The organism is Kineosporia sp. NBRC 101731 (assembly GCF_030269305.1).
GTDB lineage: Bacteria > Actinomycetota > Actinomycetes > Actinomycetales > Kineosporiaceae > Kineosporia.
On sequence record NZ_BSTC01000007.1, the window covers coordinates 288,703 to 306,240 of the forward strand.

At 70.7% G+C, this 17,538-nt stretch carries 14 protein-coding genes; 7 read left to right on the top strand and 7 right to left on the bottom strand.

The genetic code is table 11. The features are described 5' to 3' along the window. Positions 1–24 precede the first annotated feature (24 nt). Entirely contained in the window at positions 25–2,385 is a 2,361-nt protein-coding gene (locus QSK05_RS21335) for a putative bifunctional diguanylate cyclase/phosphodiesterase (RefSeq protein WP_285599039.1), read from the top strand. A 25-nt stretch (positions 2,386–2,410) separates the two neighbouring features. On the opposite strand, the gene QSK05_RS21340 is transcribed toward QSK05_RS21335, so the two are convergent. Then, entirely contained in the window at positions 2,411–3,346 is a 936-nt protein-coding gene (locus QSK05_RS21340) for a serine/threonine dehydratase (protein WP_285599040.1), read from the bottom strand. Between the two features lie 55 nt (positions 3,347–3,401). Between QSK05_RS21340 and QSK05_RS21345 the strand changes: the two genes are divergently transcribed. Next, positions 3,402–3,968: a helix-turn-helix domain-containing protein gene (locus tag QSK05_RS21345; protein WP_285599041.1), complete on the top strand. Its 567-nt coding sequence runs from the start codon at positions 3,402–3,404 to the stop codon at positions 3,966–3,968. On the opposite strand, the gene QSK05_RS21350 is transcribed toward QSK05_RS21345, so the two are convergent. Further along, positions 3,905–4,306 carry a lipase family protein gene (locus QSK05_RS21350; RefSeq protein WP_285599042.1) on the bottom strand — a complete coding sequence of 134 codons (402 nt, stop codon included), beginning with the start codon at positions 4,304–4,306 and terminating at the stop codon, positions 3,905–3,907. The two genes, QSK05_RS21345 and QSK05_RS21350, sit on opposite strands and share 64 nt — an antisense overlap. A 110-nt stretch (positions 4,307–4,416) precedes the next feature. On the opposite strand from QSK05_RS21350, the gene QSK05_RS21355 reads away from it, so the two are divergent. Next, positions 4,417–4,989 (top strand): TetR/AcrR family transcriptional regulator, encoded by a 573-nt coding sequence (locus tag QSK05_RS21355; RefSeq protein ID WP_285599043.1) that lies wholly within the window; start codon positions 4,417–4,419, stop codon positions 4,987–4,989. Between the two features lie 176 nt (positions 4,990–5,165). Continuing rightward, a complete protein-coding gene (locus tag QSK05_RS21360; RefSeq protein ID WP_285599044.1) occupies positions 5,166–6,329 on the top strand; it encodes an iron-containing alcohol dehydrogenase in 1,164 nt (387 codons plus the stop codon). A 78-nt stretch (positions 6,330–6,407) separates the two neighbouring features. On the opposite strand, the gene QSK05_RS21365 is transcribed toward QSK05_RS21360, so the two are convergent. After that, positions 6,408–7,775 carry a M1 family metallopeptidase gene (locus tag QSK05_RS21365; protein ID WP_352302063.1) on the bottom strand — a complete coding sequence of 456 codons (1,368 nt, stop codon included), beginning with the start codon at positions 7,773–7,775 and terminating at the stop codon, positions 6,408–6,410. A gap of 317 nt (positions 7,776–8,092) precedes the next feature. Here QSK05_RS21365 and QSK05_RS21370 point away from each other — a divergent pair, with 317 nt between their 5' ends. Together QSK05_RS21370 and QSK05_RS21375 are read left to right on the top strand one after the other, a co-directional pair. After that, positions 8,093–8,884, top strand: a complete 792-nt coding sequence (locus QSK05_RS21370; protein ID WP_285599046.1) for a phospholipase A2 — start codon at positions 8,093–8,095, stop codon at positions 8,882–8,884. Positions 8,885–9,315: 431 nt separating this feature from the next. Continuing rightward, positions 9,316–11,184 carry a rhamnogalacturonan lyase gene (locus tag QSK05_RS21375; RefSeq protein WP_285599047.1) on the top strand — a complete coding sequence of 623 codons (1,869 nt, stop codon included), beginning with the start codon at positions 9,316–9,318 and terminating at the stop codon, positions 11,182–11,184. Positions 11,185–11,266: 82 nt separating this feature from the next. Here the strand turns inward: QSK05_RS21375 and QSK05_RS21380 are convergent, their stop codons facing one another. Both QSK05_RS21380 and QSK05_RS21385 read right to left on the bottom strand, forming a co-directional pair. After that, entirely contained in the window at positions 11,267–12,343 is a 1,077-nt protein-coding gene (locus QSK05_RS21380; protein WP_285599048.1) for a hypothetical protein, read from the bottom strand. Between the two features lie 148 nt (positions 12,344–12,491). Next, positions 12,492–13,256 carry an O-methyltransferase gene (locus tag QSK05_RS21385; RefSeq protein WP_285599049.1) on the bottom strand — a complete coding sequence of 255 codons (765 nt, stop codon included), beginning with the start codon at positions 13,254–13,256 and terminating at the stop codon, positions 12,492–12,494. A gap of 239 nt (positions 13,257–13,495) precedes the next feature. Between QSK05_RS21385 and QSK05_RS21390 the strand changes: the two genes are divergently transcribed. Continuing rightward, complete coding sequence (locus tag QSK05_RS21390; RefSeq protein ID WP_285599050.1) at positions 13,496–13,957, top strand: hypothetical protein; 462 nt, start codon at positions 13,496–13,498, stop codon at positions 13,955–13,957. Positions 13,958–13,975: 18 nt separating this feature from the next. Here the strand turns inward: QSK05_RS21390 and QSK05_RS21395 are convergent, their stop codons facing one another. After that, complete coding sequence (locus QSK05_RS21395; protein ID WP_285599051.1) at positions 13,976–15,769, bottom strand: ABC transporter ATP-binding protein; 1,794 nt, start codon at positions 15,767–15,769, stop codon at positions 13,976–13,978. Further along, positions 15,766–17,484 carry an ABC transporter ATP-binding protein gene (locus QSK05_RS21400; RefSeq protein WP_285599052.1) on the bottom strand — a complete coding sequence of 573 codons (1,719 nt, stop codon included), beginning with the start codon at positions 17,482–17,484 and terminating at the stop codon, positions 15,766–15,768. Before QSK05_RS21400 ends, QSK05_RS21395 begins: the two co-directional genes overlap by 4 nt. Positions 17,485–17,538 lie beyond the last annotated feature (54 nt).

A 17,538-nucleotide genomic window follows, 5' to 3' on the forward strand; every position in this document is an offset into this window, starting at 1 on the left:
ATTCGTGGGAAGAAGTGGCCGTCCATGGTGCAGGTAGCAAACGACGCCCGGGTTCGGGCACGGCTACGCGATGTGTGGACGCGGGGACTCCTGTCGGTGCCGTTGTGGTCGGCAGTGGCGGTACTCGGGGCGGTCACAGCGGTGGTGCTGGCGCCGGAGTCGTGGTCGCAGGCGGGGTCGAGCGCCCGGGCCGCGGTGCTGGCGGCCTTCACCACCGTGATGGTGGCGCGAACCTCCCGACGGCATCTGGGCGGGCACCGGATCTGGTCGTGGTTCAGCGCGGCGGGCATGGTGATGACCGTGGCCGCGGTCGCCGACCTGGTCACGCGCCTGGTGACCGGCACCGAACGGAGCGGGCCGTACGTGTTCCCGGCCGGGGTACTGGCGTCCTGCTTCCTGATCTACCAGGGCCTGATCCTGTGGAACCGCACCCGCACCATCACGGCCGACACGGGTGACGTGCTCAACGGCCTGAGCGCCACCCTCGCCGTGGCGGCCCTGGGCAATCTCGCGCTGATCTGGTTGTACGGGCAGGACCAGCCCGGCCCGTGGGCGGCCGTGCAACTGCACCTGCTCTGCCTGGGCGCCGCCTTCGTCCTGCTCGGCACCCTCGCCTCGGTGACCCAACTGGGGTCGGCCCTGGGTGATCCGCGGGCCTGGGTGGGCATGGCCGCCGGGGTCGTGGCTCTGTTCGGTACCGTGCTGGCCCCCTCGACGGGGCTGGTGGCCGACAGCGTGACCCGCTCGCCCCGGACCGCCGACCAGTACTCGTTCACCATCGGCTGGGTGCTGGTGATCGGTGTCCTGGCGGTCTGCTCGATGGCCCCGCAGCGTCCGGTGGTGCCTGCGCCGGCCACCGCCCACGAGGTCACGGTGGGGGCGCTGGTGGTCCTGATGAGCGGAGTGGCCGTTCTCCTGCTCAGCACCCGCCTGGACCCCGACCTGACGACGACCGCCGTGGTGCTCGCCGGGCTGGCGATCCTCGGGGCCAGTACCCGGGGGATGCACCTGATCCGCGATCTGGCCAGCCTCGCAGTGCGCCGCCAGGAGGCCCTGACCGACGACCTGACCGGCCTGGCGAACCGCCGGGCGTTCACCCAGGAGCTGGCCGGAGGGGTGCGCCGGGGCGGTGTCACGTCGCTGCTGATCATTGACCTGGACGACTTCAAGGACATCAACGACAGCTTCGGTCACGCCGTCGGTGACGAGGTGCTGACCGCGACGGCCGGGTACCTGCGGCAGGCGACCCCTCCGGGCGGTCTGGTGGCGCGACTCGGCGGCGACGAGTTCGCCGTGCTGCTGCCGCACACCAGCGGCGCCGACGCGGTCGAGGTGGCCTGGAAGCTGGTCGAGTCGGTGCAGGCGGCCCGGGCCACGGTCAACGACGCCGGGACACCGCTCGCGGTGGGCCTGAGCATCGGGGTGGCCCGCCATGACCAAGCGTTCGGCGGCGAGCACGGGAACCTCGACGACAACGAGCTGTTCCGGCGGGCCGATGCCGCGATGTACGTGGCCAAGACCACCGGCGTCCAGGTCAGCGTCTACGACCAGGAGCTCGACGGCCGGCGCCGTGACCAGAATCAGCTGACCCAGGACCTGCTCGCGGCGTTCGACGGCAGTGACACGGTGGACGACCTGCCGTTCGAGGTCTTCTACCAGCCGCAGGTCTCGATGAGCACCGGCCGGGTGGCCGGGGTCGAGGCCCTGGTGCGCTGGAAGCACCCCGTGCGCGGCCTGCTGGCTCCGGCCTCGTTCCTGGAACTGGTGGAACGCCACGGCCGGATGCGCGAGCTGACTCAGTTCGTGGTCTGGAGCTCCCTGCGCGACGCGGCGCTCTGGGAACGCACCGGCCTGGGCCCGATGCGGGTCTCGGTCAACCTGTCCACCAGCTGCCTGGCCGACCCGGTGTTCCCGAAAGTGCTGCAGGAGATCGTCAACGCGGGCATCGATCCCTCCGCGGTCACGTTCGAGATCACCGAGACCACCCTGATGAGAGATCCGGAGCACTCGCTGCGGATCTGCGCCGTCATTGTGGACGCCGGTTTCGGGCTCAGCATCGATGATTACGGCACGGGCTACTCCTCACTGGCCTACCTGAGCGACCTGCCCGCCACCGAGCTGAAGATCGACCGCGCCTTCGTCTCCCGCATCCAGCACGACGTGCGGGTGCGCGCCATCGTCTCGGGCACCGTGCAGCTGGCCCACCAGCTCGGCCTGCGGATCGTCGCCGAGGGCGCGGAACAGGCCTGCACGCTGGGCCTTCTGCGGGAACTGGGGTGCGACGAGGTGCAGGGGTACGTGTACAGCCCGCCTCTGCCGGCCCTTGAGCTGCACGCCTGGGTGAGCAACCAGATGCTGGTGCCCGTGGACGAGGGCGTGCACTGAAGTGAGGCCCGTTTCCGGGCAGGTTTCAGCGCAGGACCGGGCCGTTCGCCCCGGAGAGCACGACAACCGGGTTCCCGTACCGCGCCTGTCCACTGAGGACAGAGGCCAGTGCGGTTGCCCCGCCGGGCTCCACAGCGAGGCGCAGGTTACTCCAAAGGTATTGCTGAGCCTGCACAATCGCCTCGTCGGAAACGAGGATCGAGGTGGAGCCGAGCCGTTGCGCGACAGCGGTGGCAATGTCTCCGGCGCGGCGAGCGCCGAGGCTGTCCACGGCGACGCCGCTGACGTCCACATCGACGACCTGCCCGGCCTCCAGCGCCCGGGTCAGCGTGGGGGCGGTAGCGGGTTCGACCGCCACGACGGGGTTACGGCCCTCGAGGGCCAGGCTCACGCCTGAGAAGAGCCCACCCCCGCCGCAACCGACCAACACCGCGCGGCCCGGCTCGACCTGCTCGGCCAGCTCCTGACCCAGTGTGCTCTGACCGGCCACGACAGCTGCGGCGTCGTAGGCGTCCACGTGATGGGCGCCGTGCTGCTGGGCATGGGCGAGGCTGGCCGCCCAAGCATCGGCGTAGAAGCCGTCGACGCGGTGCAGCGTCGCACCGTACCCCTCGATGAGAGCGGCCTTGGCGGCCGGCACGGTCGCGGGGACGAACACGTGTGCCGGCAGCCCGGCCCGGCCGGCGGCCCAGGCGACCGCAGCGCCGTGGTTGCCGCCGGAAGCCGCGCAGACGGAACGGGTTCCGGCCGGGGCGGTGAGAACGGCGTTGAGTGCCCCGCGGGCCTTGAAAGCCCCGGTGTGCTGCAGCATCTCGAGTTTGAGGGTCACGGGTACGGAGGAGAGGTCGCCGGCGGGCAGATCCAGCGTGGGCGTGCGACGGACCTTCCCGGCCAGGCGTTCCATCGCCGCCGAAAGTTCCGCCCGCCCCGGGATCACGTCTGCCGGGTCGATCGCTTCCATGGCCCGTCCTCACGTCCTGGCCTGACACAGGCCTAGCGTTCGATATATTGAACTCATGGCTAGTATATCAAACGAGAGTGGTTCGCTGGCGGCGGCGATCGCGGCCCAGATCCGCCTGCGCCGCACGCAACGCGGGCTCAGCGCGGCCGAACTCGCCCGCCAGGCCGGCCTGAGCAAGGCCACGGTGTCGGCCCTGGAGGCCGGTCAGGCCAATCCCACGGTCGACACCCTCGACGCCCTGGCTGTCGCGCTGCGAATCCCGCTGACCGACCTGCTGACCCGCGGCACCGACCCCGGCCCGCTCCTGATGCGGGGCACCCCCATGCCCGACGAGGGCCCGGCCCGGGAACTGCTCCGGCGCATCGGGGGAGGCGACAGCGTCGAGATGTGGCGCCTGCGCCTCCCCCCACACACCCAGGTGGACGGCGTCGCGCACGCACCCGGCACCACGGAGATCCTCATGGTCGGCAGCGGCACGGTCACCGCCGGCCCCACCGCCGACCCCGCCACCCTGGGCCCCGGCGACCTCCTCACCTTCGCCGGTGACCAGGCCCACCTCTACTGCAGCACCGACGAGCCCGTCGAGATCGTCATGCTGATGGCCTCTCCGACACCGGTCTGAGGTGGTCGCGGGCGCCCGATGCTGTCGACGAGGCTGCGCACCGAGGCGGCATCCTCCGCGATGCCGCGCAGGGGGTTGGCCGCCGCGCGGACGGGGTAGCCGTCCTTCTGCAGACGCTGGATCACGGACGACCAGCTGCCGGAGTCGGCCCAGGCGCCGTGCACCAGGACGACGGTCGGCTTCTGTTGGGCCGGTGTGCTCTTCGTGGCCGGCGCACTGGTCACGACCGGGGCGGTGCGGTGGTCCGAGGTGGCGGCGTACGAGACGGCGGGCACGGCGGCCGCTGAGGCGGCCAGGGCTGCGGTGACGGCGAAGGTGATGCGTCGGGGACTGGCCACGGTGACGGCTCCTGGGTAGAGAGATCGGTCGTTCTCTTGAGTGGGACGAGCTTGGCCCCTGTGGGTGACGACTGTCAAGAACGATCGTTCTGTCTAGTACAGTGGGTGGCATGCCCGTCGTGTCCGAACCCCGCGAGCGCCTCCTGCGCACCGCCGCCGGCCTCTTCTACGCCGAGGGCATCGGGCGGGTCGGCATCGACCGACTGGTCAGCGAGGGTCAGGTCACGCGAGCCACGTTCTATCGCCACTTCCCGAGCAAGGACGACCTGGTGGTCGCCTATCTGCGGGCCGAGGACGAGAAGATCCGCACGGGGATGGCCGGCCTGGCGGATCTGGCCTCGTCACCGGCCGATTCCCTGCGCGCCATAGCCCGCGGCATCGGTGACAGCATCTGTCGGCCCGGGTTCCGGGGATGCCCGTTCATCAACGCCGCCGCCGAGTATCCCGATCCGGAACATGCGGTGCGCCAGGTTGTTTCCGGCCATCGCGCCTGGTTCCTCAAGGCCGTGACGACCATCATCGAGCAGATCTCGCCCGGCGAGGCCGAGATCGCGGGCCGCCAGTTCGTGATGATGCGCGACGGCGCCATGGTCGCCGGGTACACCGAGCAGCCGGAGGTCGCGGTCCGGTCGCTGCACGAGGGCACCGAGCGTCTGCTCTCGCAGCTCACCTCCGCTTCGTAAGACCGCAAAACCTTTGCATGATCACGAAGGTTGTTTTTTGTGGGGGGTCTTTCATGGCCCCGCAGGGGGACGGGCGACCGGGTCACCGGGTGCACAAGGTCCCACCGGTAGCGTGCTGGCATGTGCCAGAACTTGTCCGTGCCCTGCTCCGCCACCTGCGTCGGCGGGGTGCACCGGTGAAGCCCTTCGCACTCACGCTGCCCGGCGACGTGCGCTTCGGCGCGGGCCGGGCCGCCGAGGCCGCCGACGTGGTGGCCCGGGCCGCCGGTGCGGGTGGGGTGCTGCTGGTCACCGGGTCGGGCGACCGGCACGCGGCGCCGCTGCGCGAGCGCCTGGAGAAGGCGGGGGTCACGGTCACGACGGTCAGGGCCGTGGGCGAACCGACCGTGGACGCGGTGAGGGACGCGGTGGGCACGGCCCGTCGCGCCGGTGTCACCGCGGTGCTGGGTGTGGGTGGCGGATCGGTCCTGGACACGGCCAAGGCGGTGGCCGCCCTGGTCGACAACGGCGACCCGCTCGATCACCTGGAGGTGGTCGGGCGAGGTCAGGCGCTGTCAGGTCCGGTGCTGCCGTGGGTGGCGGTACCGACGACGGCCGGTACCGGCTCGGAGGTCACCCGCAACGCGGTGCTCACGGCCGGGCGGGTCAAGGTGAGTCTACGGTCCCCGGCCATGCTGGCGCTGGCCGCGGTCGTCGACCCGGACCTGTTGCGGGGCCTGCCGCGGGAGCCTCTGGTGCACGGGGGTCTGGACGCGCTGGTGCAGTTGATCGAGCCGCTGATCTCGGTGCGGGCGAACCCGGTGACCGATGCCCTGGCCCGGCAGGGCCTGGCCGCGTCGCTGCGGGCGCTGCCCCGCATTGCCACCGAGGGTACCGAGGGCACCGACGATCCGGAGGTGCGTGCGGATCTGGCGCTGGCGTCCTTCCTGGGTGGGGTGTGCCTGGCCAACGCCGGTCTGGGCGCCGTGCACGGTCTGGCCGGGGTGGCGGGCGGCATGCTCGGCGCCCCGCACGGGGCCCTGTGCGCGGCGTTCCTGCCGGCGGTGCTCGAGGCCGACCGGGCGGCGTTGCGCCGCGCGCCCGATCCGGTGGCGCAGGGCCGTCTCGATGCCCTCGGCCCCCTGGTCACGGGCGACCCGCAGGCCGGCGCCGAGCAGGCCGCCGCCGCGCTGGGTGCCCTCGTCCGTGATCTGGGCGTTCCCGGCCTGACCGAACTGGGCCTGCGGGAAGCCGATGTGGACGAACTCGTCGAAGGGGCGCTGGCCGCGTCGTCGACGAAGGCGAACCCGCTGCCACTGACCCGCGAGGAGTTCACGACGGCGGTGCTCGCCTCCCGCTGAACCGGGCGACGGACGCCGGGCCCGGTGCCCGGCGTCCGTCGGCAGGTCGGCAGGTCAGTGGGTCATCAGGTCAGCAGGTCAGCGGCGGGCCGCCCGGCCCAGCTGGGTCATGCTCTCCGGCAGCGACTTCTGCGTGGACTTCGGCGTGACGCTCGTGCCCGGGGCCTGGGCGACCCAGTCCGGGTGACCGGGCATCGGCGGCACCGTGGTTCCGTACAGCCAGTCCGTCAGGAACACACTCAGGTCCTGACCCGACACCTTCGAGGCCAGGGCGATGAAATCGGCCGTGGACGCGCTCTCGCCGGAGTACTTCTTCGTCCAGGCCCGCTCCAGCTTCACGAAGTCGTGCGTGCCGATCTTCTGCCGCAGCGCGTACAGCACCAGGGCCCCGCCGCCGTAGACGTTGCTGTTGAACACGTCGTAGACGTCACCGCTGAGGGGCTGGGCCACCGGCCCGTTCTGCGCGCGCTCGGAGTTCGCGTCGCGGTAGAGACCCTTCATCTCGTCCTCGAAAGAACCGGGCAGCATGCCCTTGTCCGCGGCGTACAGCAGCTCGTACCAGGTGGCGTGCCCCTCGTTCAGCCAGACATCGCTCCACTCCCACGGAGCCACGTCGTCGCCGAACCACTGGTGCGCCAGCTCGTGCGTCATCACCGGTTCCCACACCGACTGCGGGTACGTCCACCACGGGGTGTCGTAGAGCGACAGGGTCTGGGTCTCCAGCGCGAAGCCCAGTTCGGTGTCCACCACCAGGGATCCGTACAGGTCGAACGGATACTTCCGCACCTGGTTCTCCATCCAGGTGATCTGGCTCCGGGAGACGGCGAGCTTGGACTTGTACTCGTCCACCAGGCGCGTCGGCACCACGTCGCGCACCGGAACGCCGTTCACCTTTCCCTGGTCGATGACGGTGAACGTTCCGGTCGCCAGCTGCGTCAGCTCGGTGGCCATTGGCTGGCGCTGCTCGTAGGTCCAGGCGGTGCGCCCGTTGCCGGTGGCCTTCTTGCTCTTCAGAACCCCGTTGGCCACGGCGGTCTCACCGGTCGGCACGTTCATCTCGATGGTGAACGAGGCCTTGTCGCGCGGATGGTCGTTGGACGGGTACACGGCATGCATGGCGTTCGGCTGCCCCGACGTGGCCGAGCCGTCCGGCGTGATGAAGAAGACCGTGGACAGCAACTGGTCCGGGTTCGCCACCGTCGGCCTGGCGGTGAAGTGGCTGACGGTCACCCGGAAGGTCTCCCCGCGGTGCAGCGCCCGGGCCGGGGTGATCACCAGGTCCTCGCCCACCCGGCTGAACTTCGCCGGCCGGCCGTCGACCGTGACGCTACCGACCGCGTCGCCACTGAAGTCCAGGTTGAAGCTGGAAAGATCTTGCGTGGCCTTGGCCTTCATGGTGACCGTGCCGTCGGTACCGGACGCGGGGTCACTACTGGCGTACGTCACGCTCAGGTCGTAGTGGCGCGCGTCGTAGCCGCCGTTGCGGCGACAGGGAATCGCAAGCGGGAACTCATCATGCTCAGCAACGTATGCCTCGCCCGGCCACGCCGTGGAAGAGACCACGCGTAATTTCTCGCCCTTTCGTGCACCGGCCGAAAGGTTGACCGGAGGTGGCGGAATTTGCCCCGAGCGGGTCCGCTATTTGTTGACGCATATTGATGTCACCGGTTAAATTCCCTTGGTCGCCGGAAGAACGTGGCTCTGTTCTATGAAAACCATTTAACCGCAACGCATTCACAAATAATCAGGAGTGTGACCAGGCCATGAAGGCAGCGGCGCATATCAGGTTGGGCTTCATCGGCGGGATTCTCGGTGTGGCGGTGATGGCCTGGTCACCGACTTCTGCGAGTGCGGCGGCGGAATCGATCACCATCGTGTCGTCCGTCGCCACCACGGCACTCACACCCGCCGAGATCACCGAGCCCGGAACGTATTCCTTCTCCATTGCCGCCGAGGTTCCCGATGGTGGACGCCTGCGTCCGTTGGACCCGAAGGTCGCCGAGGGCGGCGAGTTCTCCAACGGGGTGCTGGTGGAGGACGCCGACGGGACCGTGGTGGGCGCCTACGACGAGCCCTACACGGTGGCCGAGGACGGCGCGTTCCTGCCGACGACCTACCGGATCGACGGCACCGACCTGATCCAGACGGTCACGGTGGACGAGGGGGACGCGGTGCCCGCGACCGTCATCTTCTCGGACTACGCACCGGTCGGGGCCACGACCGGTGCCGCGCCCCCGAGTATTCTCCGGGCCGCGGCCTTCGTGTCGGTCCCGGCCCGCTACGTGTACGACCCGGAACTGGGCAGCCTGCACGACTACTGCACCAGCTCGCCGGATTCCTGGGCCAGTGCCGACTTCCGCGGGCCGTGCGCCACCCACGACATGTGCTACGAGGTTCCCGGTGATCACAAGGCCACCTGCGACGCGGCCTTCAAGCAGAACCTTTACACCAACTGCAACTATGCCTACGGCTCGCTCAACCCGCTGCGGGCCACCTGCCGGTCGATCGCCGTGGTCTATTACGCGGCGGTGACCGCCTTCGGCGACGACGACTGAAGGACGGCCGGGAAAATACTTTCCCGGCCGAAGTGCGGACATGGTCGGTGCTGTCGGTCATTGTCACGACAGCCGGGCCGAGGTAGCCTCGAAATCTGCGCTCATGAGGATTATCCGTGAGCGCCACCCGCATCGGGCCGTTCCCGCGATGTGCCGCTTCAACAGGTCGAAGAACCGGGAAACTATTTTCCCGAGAGCAGTTCACGAACTCGGCGGGCACCGGCCCGAGGTGACCTGAGCCGTCCCCCGCACGGCCCGTGTCCGCTGACCGATTCCGGCAGCCTCACGCCGGGCGCCTCGTCGTTGACGGAACGACGGGGCGCTCGTGACAGTGAGGTCGTTTCCGATCTCACAGCGAGCGGGTCGTTCCGCGCCGTCCGGCACCGGCCGCGGATTTCGGGCCCGTTCCCCTGACCACGTGGGAGCCTGCCATGAGTCCGTCCACATCGCTGCGTCAGCACCGCCTGCTGATCCTCGTCCTGAGCGTTCTGATCGTCGGGCTGGGCACCCGCTCGGCCCGCGCCGAGACCGTTCAGACCCACACCGCGGCAGTCTCTTCCGCCGCAGCCCCGACATCCGGTGAGAAGCTCGACCGGGGCCTGGTGGTGCTTCGCTCCGGGCAGGGCAACTTCCTGTCCTGGCGCTTGCTGCCCACTGATCAGGCCGACCCGGCCGGCCCTGCCTTCGACGTCTACCGGGGCTCGGTCAAGGTCAACGACCAGCCCGTCACCGCCGGCACCAACTTCACCGACGCCGATGCACCCGCCGGGGCCTCGTACACCGTGCGGGCCGTGAGTGACGGCGTCGCAACGCTGGTGAACGCACCCGGCGCCTCGGCGACCGCGCTGGCCGCCTCGTCCATGGACATACCGCTCAGCAAACCCGCCGGCGGGACCACCCCGGACGGAGTGGCCTACACCTACGCGCCCGGGGACGCGTCCGTCGGCGACCTGGACGGTGACGGCGCCTACGAGATCGTGCTCAAGTGGGACCCGTCCAACGCCAAGGACAACTCCCAGAGCGGTTACACCGGCAACGTCTTCATCGATGCCTACGAGCTCAACGGCACCCGGCTGTGGCGCATCGACATGGGCCGGAACATCCGCGCCGGAGCGCACTACACGCAGTTCCAGGTGTTCGACTACGACGGTGACGGCAAGGCCGAGGTAGTGATGAAGACGGCCGACGCCACCAAGGACGGCACCGGGGTGGTGATCGGCAGCTCCAGCGCCGACTACCGCAACAGCTCCGGCTACATCCTGACCGGCCCCGAGTACCTCACCGTGTTCAGCGGGCCGACCGGAAAAGCCCTGGCCACGGCCGACTACGTGCCGGCGCGGGGCACGGTCTCCTCGTGGGGCGACTCGTACGGCAACCGGGTCGACCGGTTCCTGGCCGGCACGGCCTACCTCAACGGTTCTTACCCCAGCATCGTGATGGCCCGCGGCTACTACACCCGCAGCGTCATCGCGGCCTGGGACTTCCGGGGCGGGGTGCTGACCCGGAAGTGGACGTTCGACAGTAACTCCTCCACCAACGGCTCGGCCTGGACCGGGCAGGGCAACCACCAGCTGTCGATCGCCGATGTGGACTCCGACGGGAAGGACGAGATCCTCTACGGGGCCATGGCCGTCGACGACAACGGCTCAGGTCTGTGGGTCAACGGCCAAGGGCACGGCGACGCTTACCACGTCGGCGACCTGATCCCCTCCCGCGCCGGCCTGGAAATGTTCAAGGTGGACGAGGACACCTCGAAACTCGCGGCCTGGATGGCCGATGCCCGCACCGGGGCGATCATCTGGTCGAACGCCTCGTGCGGGTGCGACAACGGCCGGGGGGTCTCCGACGACATCTACGCCGGCAGCGCGGGCGCCGAGTCCTGGTCGTCGGGCGTCAGCGGTCTGTTCAGCACCAGCGGAACGAACATCGGCCGCAAGCCCTCCAGTACCAACTTCGTCATCTGGTGGGACGGCGACGCCCAGCGGGAACTGCTGGACAGCAACCACATCGACAAGTACGGCACCAGCGCCGACACCCGCCTGCTGACGGCCGACGGCGTCACCTCGATCAACGGCACCAAGGCCGTACCGGCCCTGCAGGCCGACATCCTCGGCGACTGGCGTGAGGAAGTGATCTGGCCGACCACCGCCGGCACGGCTCTGCGGATCTTCTCCACCACCGACTCAACCAGCATCTCCCACGTGTCCCTGATGCAGGACCGGATGTACCGCGAGGCGGTGGCCTGGCAGAACACCGCCTACAACCAGCCGCCCCACCCGAGTTTCGCTCTGGGGAACTGACCGGACCGGGGAAGATCCGTGCGGATACGCCGCACGGATCTTCCCCGCTGATGTACGACGGCTACCGGGTAGCCGTCGTACATCAGTGTCCGTCGCTCGACCAGTGGTTGCGATCGACGGTGGCCGGACTGAAATGGCGCACGCCGTAGGTGGCGCCGACGGCGATCAGCTGGGCGTTGGTGCTGTCCTGGGGCTTCGTGGTGATCTTCACGATCTTGCCGTCGGCGTTCTTGATCTTGATGGTGGACGCCGACCACTGGGTTCGCATGTCGATCGCGTCTCCGGTGTTGTGGCGGCTGTGCAGGGCCGGGGCGGTGCGCAGCGTGGAGTCGACGCCGAGGGCGCGCAGCAGGTTCGCGGCGGCCGAGACGGAGGCGGTGGTGTCGGGCCGGCCGCTCGCGGTGCGGTGCAGCCAGCAGACCCGGGCCGCCTTCTCACCCGCCACCGGCACGTAGGCCGGCACGTCCTGGGGCGCGATCTGCCGCTTGCTGACCAGGTAGCTGAAGTGCATCAGGTACGAGCGCTGCGGCGAGCGCATCGTCGACTGCGGCGAGACGGTGATGCCGGCATCGGTCATGGCGTCGATGAACGCCTCAACGCCGGGCCGGAACGTGTCGTTGAGGGCGGTGACGTCACGGTTGCCGCCGGGGAAACGCGGGTTCCAGGACGCGCCGCTGAGCTGCTTGCCGGTGCACAGCAGGGTGAACGTGGTGGCGGCCGACTCGATGCTGCAGCCACGGGCCTGGGCGTCGCTGACCACCGTGGCCAGGGCGCTGATCCGGTACGGGTGCCGGGCCGACACCCGGCCCGGGTAGGTGTGCGTGACCGGCCAGACCTGGCCGGCCGCGGCCCCGGAGAGGTTCACGGTCTGCGGTGCCTTGCCGTCGCCCCAGGCGATGGTCAGGCGGAAGCGGCAGCCGGCCGTGCTGACGGCGCTGGACCAGGCCAGGGCCACGTCGGGGTCGCTGCTTGCACAGGTGTCGGCGCCGCTGAGGCACGACGGCGCCGCCGGCGGGGCGGCCAGGGTACTGCTCGCCCCGAAAGTCACCGCCGCGCGGGCGGCTGCCGATCCGGTCGCGGCCGTGCCGACCAGGCCGACCAGCAGGCCCATGGTCACCATCACGCTGATCAGTGCATAACGCGCCGTGGTGGTCGTCATCCGTCCCTATCCCCGAGAGCCGCTGTGCTTGCACGACGTCTCTCGGCCGGGGGCGGGGGCATTTCACGACCGGGAGGGGCTCAGATGCTCAGGACCGGGTAACCACTCCGGCAGGCTAATGCGCCATTCTCATACGGCTGCAAGGGCGTCAAGGTCCCGTTCGGGGAGAGCCGTTTTCCTCCGCGGCCAGCCGGATCAGGGTGATGCCGTCGCGGACGGTCAGCATCACCTGCTCGACCCGGCGGTCGTGCCGTAGCAGGGTGTTGAACTCGTGCAGGGCGCGCACCATCACGCGTTCCTCCTGGTCCTGGGGGGCCAGTCCGCTGTGCAGCGTGTTGTCCACGGCGATCACGCCGTGCGGGCTGAGTTTGGGCAGGACCGCCTCGAAGTAGCGCACGTAGCCGGTCTTGTCGGCGTCGATGAAGACCAGGTCGAACGGGCCGGGCAGGTCGCGCACGGTGGGCAGGGCCGGGCCCACGCGCAGGTCGATGCGGTCGGCGTGCGGTGAGGCGGCGAAGTGGCCCGCGGCGATCGCGGCGTTGCCGGTGTCGATCTCGCAGGTGGTGATCCGGCCGCCGTCGGGCAGCGCCGCGGCCATCGCCAGGGCCGAGTAGCCGGTGAAGGTGCCGATCTCCAGCACGTTCCGGGCCTGACCCAGGTGCACCAGGGTGGCCAGCAGATGGGCCTGCGGGGCGTCGGACATCATGAACGGGCGGTCGCTCAGACGCCGGGTGTCGGCGGCGACCGCGGCCAGGACGGATGACTCCGGGCTGGAGTGCGCCTGCGCGTACTCCTCGATCCCGGTGTCGACCATCGGGCGGCGCCGTCCCAGCACGGTGCCCGCGGCCCGCCGGGCGCGCTGGGGCAGACCGCTCGGGCGCGGGAGGTCGCTCTCGTAGGCGGCAGCTGTCACGGAATGCTCCTGGATCGGACCGGTTGGGGTTTCGCCCCGGGGACGGGGGATCTCGAAAGCACCGGTCAAGGTCGGGAAGCCACAGAGTACAAAGGGTTTCGGGAAACGAGGTGAGAATTTCCGGCTCTGCCGGAAGTTCAGCCGTGTGCCTGCGCCAGGTCGTCCGGTCCTAGCACCACGGGCGCCACCGCGGTATCCGCCGGAACAGTGACGGCCACCCGACCGCTAGGGTCCGGTTCATGAGTCAACTCGAGGACGTCGGCGACCAGGACGGCTGGCGCTGCTGGGTGTGCGACGAGCCGGTGGATCCGAACGCCTCGGTGAACGACGACCGGGGGCCCAGCGTCGATGCCCGCACGGCCAAGCCGCGGGCCAAGGTCGGCCGGGACTTCGCCGGGGCGGAGCGGCTCGCCCACCGCGCCTGCAACAGCAAGAAGGGCGCGAACACACCGGTGATCCCCTGGCCCGAAGGCCCCCTGATCATCGAGCCGGCCCCGCTGATCGCGGTCGCCGAGCGTCTGCACCGTAAGGGTGGCCGCGAGATCGTGGCCCGCTGCCCCGACGAGGCCGAGGCCACCAGGACCGCCGCCTGGCTCGAGGACCGTTTCTCCCGCCTGGCCCCCGGCCTGCCGGTCACCGGCGGGGTGGACGCGGGTGGCGGCCAGTACCTGGTGTCGCTGACGGTGGCGCGCCGGCGCTGAGCCGCCGGTAAGCCGCCCCTACGCCGTGGTCCGTCCCGCCGACCAGGCCGCCCACAGCCCGGCGTAACGGCCACCCGCGGCGATCAGTTCGTCGTGGCGGCCCTGCTCGACCACCCGGCCCTCGTCCATCACCAGGACCAGGTCGGCCAGGGCCGCCTGCGAGAACCGGTGGGCCACGAGCACTCCGGTGCGCCCGGCCAGCACCCGCTCGGCGGCGGTCTCCAGGGCCCGGGAACCGGCGCTGCCGGCCTCGGCGGTGGCCTCGTCGAGGATGGCCACCAGTGGATCGGTCAGCAGCACCCGGGCCAGGGCGAGCGCTTGCGCCTGCTGCGGGCCGAGTTCGTGCCCACCCTCACCGACCACGGTCTCCAGACCGTCCGGGAGGGCACTGACCCAGGTGTCCGCGCCGACGTCCGTCAGTGCGTCCATCAGTCTCTGCTCGTCGGCGTCGGGGGCCGCCAGACGTAGATCGTCCGCCAGTGTGCCCGCGAAGACGTGCACCTCCTGGGTCACCAGAACGACGGACGCGCGCATCGTGGCCGGGTCGAGCCCGGTCAGGTCCGCCCCACCGATGCTGATACGGCCGTGATCGGGGCGCCGGACCCCGGCCAGCAACGCGGCCAGGGTGCTCTTGCCGCCACCACTGCCGCCGACCAGGGCGACCGTGCTACCGGCCGGGACGGTGACGTCGAGACCGTGCAGCACGTCGTGGCCCTCGACGTAGGCGTGACGCAGCCCGCTCGCGACCACCTCACCGTCGCGCGGACGCACGCCGCCGGCGGGCACCGCGGAGGTGGTGCCGTCGGTGGTGGTGCCGTCGGTGGTGGTGCCGTCGGTGGGCACCTGCGTCACGCCGACGATGCGCGCCAGGCTCGCGGTGGCCGACTGCAGGGTGTCGAGCAGGAACAGCATGCGGTTGATCGGGCCGAACAGGTTCACGAAGTACAGGGCGGCGGCGCTGGCGGTACCCACGCTCGCCAGGTCTTCGCGCACCAGCACGAAGCCGGTCACCAGTACGGTCGAGAGTCCCATCGCCTCGGCCAGATTCAGCCGGCTGAAGAAGCTCATGTGCAGCCGCACCACGCCGAGCGTCTGGTTCAGGCTGTCGTCGACCCGGCGACGCACCAGCTCGACGTGCTCGTCGGCCAGACCGAAGGCCCGCACGGTGGGTGCCCCGCCCAGACTCTCCAGCCACTGCTGCTGCTCGGCGGCGCCGGCGGTCCGGGCGCGCGCGTACATCGGCCCCGAGCGGCGCATGTACCAGCGGCTGGTCCAGACCTGCACCGGCACGGCGACCAGGGCGGCCAGCAGGAAACGCCAGTCCAGGACGGCCAGGCCCACCGCGGTCAGGGCGATCACCAGGGCCGCCTGCACGAACTGCGGCACCGCGGTGCGCACGGCCTCGCTGACCATCGCCACGTCTTCGGTGACCCGGGAGGTCAGGTCGCCGGAGCCGCCACGCTCGATGCGTTCCAGCGGCAGGCCCAGCGCGTGCTCGACGAACGCCTCCCGCAGACCGGCCAGCACCTGCTCGCCGACCCGCGCGACCGCGGCCAGGCCGACCCAGGCGAGCAGCGCCTGCACCAGCGCGGCGCCGGCCAGGGCGAGCACGCGCCGGGTGATCGGGCCGGTGTCACCGCGGGCCGCGAGGTCGACGATGTCACCCAGCAGCGGGGCCGTGAGCAGGCTGACGGCGGCCGAGGCGACCAGGGAACCGGCACCCAGCAGCGCCGGGCCCCGGTGCGCGCGCAGTTGCCGCAGCACGGCCTGACGGCTGCGGCGGGGCGAGCTGACGGGAAGTGTGGTGGTCATGCCAGCACCGCCTCCTGGTACGCGGGGTGGCCACTCATCAGGTCGGCGTGCGGGCCGTCGGCCACGATCACGCCCTCGTGCAGCATCAGCACCCGGTCGGCGCCGGCGAGCAGCGCGGGACTGGACGTGAGCAGCACGGTGGTGCGACCGGCCCGGATCTCCCGCAGACCCTGCGCGAGCGCCGACTCGGTCACGGTGTCGACGGCCGTGGTGGGGTCGTGCAGGACCAGCACACCCGGGTCACGCAGCAGGGCGCGGGCCAGGGCGACGCGCTGGCGCTGGCCGCCGGACAGCGAACGGCCGCGTTCGGAGACGGTCGCCTCCAGCCCGCCGGGCAGCGTCTCGGCCACCTGGTCGGCGCCGGCTGCGCTCAGGGCGTGCTTGACCGCCTCGGTGTTCGCCCCGGGCTGCCCGGCCAGCACGTTCTCGGCGAGCGTGCCGGTGAACAGGTCGGGTTCGTGCGGGCAGACGAGCACCGCCTCCCGCAGCCGCTGGGGGGCCAGGTCGCGCAGGGTGACGCCGTCGAGGGTGATCTCGCCGTGCTCGGGGTCGAGCTCACGCCCCAGGTAGCGGCGCAGTGACGACGCGGCCTCGGGGGAGGTGGTGAGTACCCCGGTGATCTGGCCGGGCACGATCTCCAGGTCGACCCCCGCCAGACCCGGCCCGTGCACCCCGTTCAGCGCGATGCGACCGGCCGGCCCGGGCCCGGCCTCACCGCCCACGACAGCCGGCGGGGATTCGAGCAGGGCCGCGATCCGGACCGCGGAGGCCCGCCCGGCCGCGACGGTCGCGATCACCCCGCCGAAGCCGGACAGCGGCTCGAGCAGGAACTGGGCCAGGCCCACGGCCGAGACCAGCTGGCCCACGGTGATCGACCCGTCGGCGGCCAGTCGCCCGCCGACCAGGGCCACCAGCGCCAGGAAACCGCCGTTCAGCGCGATCACGGCCGCCTTGAAACCGGCCTCGGTGCGGGCGTTGTGCACACTCGCGGCCAGAGCCTGCCGGCTGGTGACGCGGTAGCGCTGGCTGCCGGCCCGTTCCGCGCGCAGGCCCTTGATCACCCGCACGCCACGCACCAGGTCGGTGGCCACGCCGGCGGCCCGGGCGGCCTGCTCCTGCTGCACCGAACTGCGCTGCTCCAGCGGGGAACTGATGGCCCGCACCGCCAGCAGGAGCAACGGGGCGCCGATCATCACCAGCGCGCCCAGCGGCAGCGACACCGTCAGCAGCACCACGCTCGCGAACACCACACCGACGGCCGCGGCCAGTCCCTGGGTCACCTGGTAGTGCACGGCCGTGGCGCGGCGCACGTCGGAGGTCGCGATGTTCACCGTCGCGCCAGGCAGCATCGTTCCGTCGGCGGTGCCCCGGCTGTCGAGGGTGCGCCGGGCCACGTCGACGCGTAGCGCCCGGGCGGCCTCGACGCTGGCGCCGAACCCGATCTGGAACCCCAGCCGCCCGCACACCGACAGGATCGCGAAGGTCACGAGCAGCACCGCCAGCCAGAGCACGAGCTGCCCGGTGTCGCCGGTCGTCACCGCGCGGTCGATGATCAGGCCGACCAGTAACGGCACCGCCGCCTCACAGGCCTGGTGCCCGGTCGAGAGCGCGGAGGCCAGTGCCAGGCGGCGTTTCTGGTCGAGAAGGGAGCGGCGCAGCAGAGCTCGGCCGGCTCGATCACGAGGGTCGGCGGACCGTTGTTCGGAGTTCTTCACAGTATTGGTGAGCCTAACCTAAACGCCTGGTTCTCCCGGTGGACGCTGGAACCC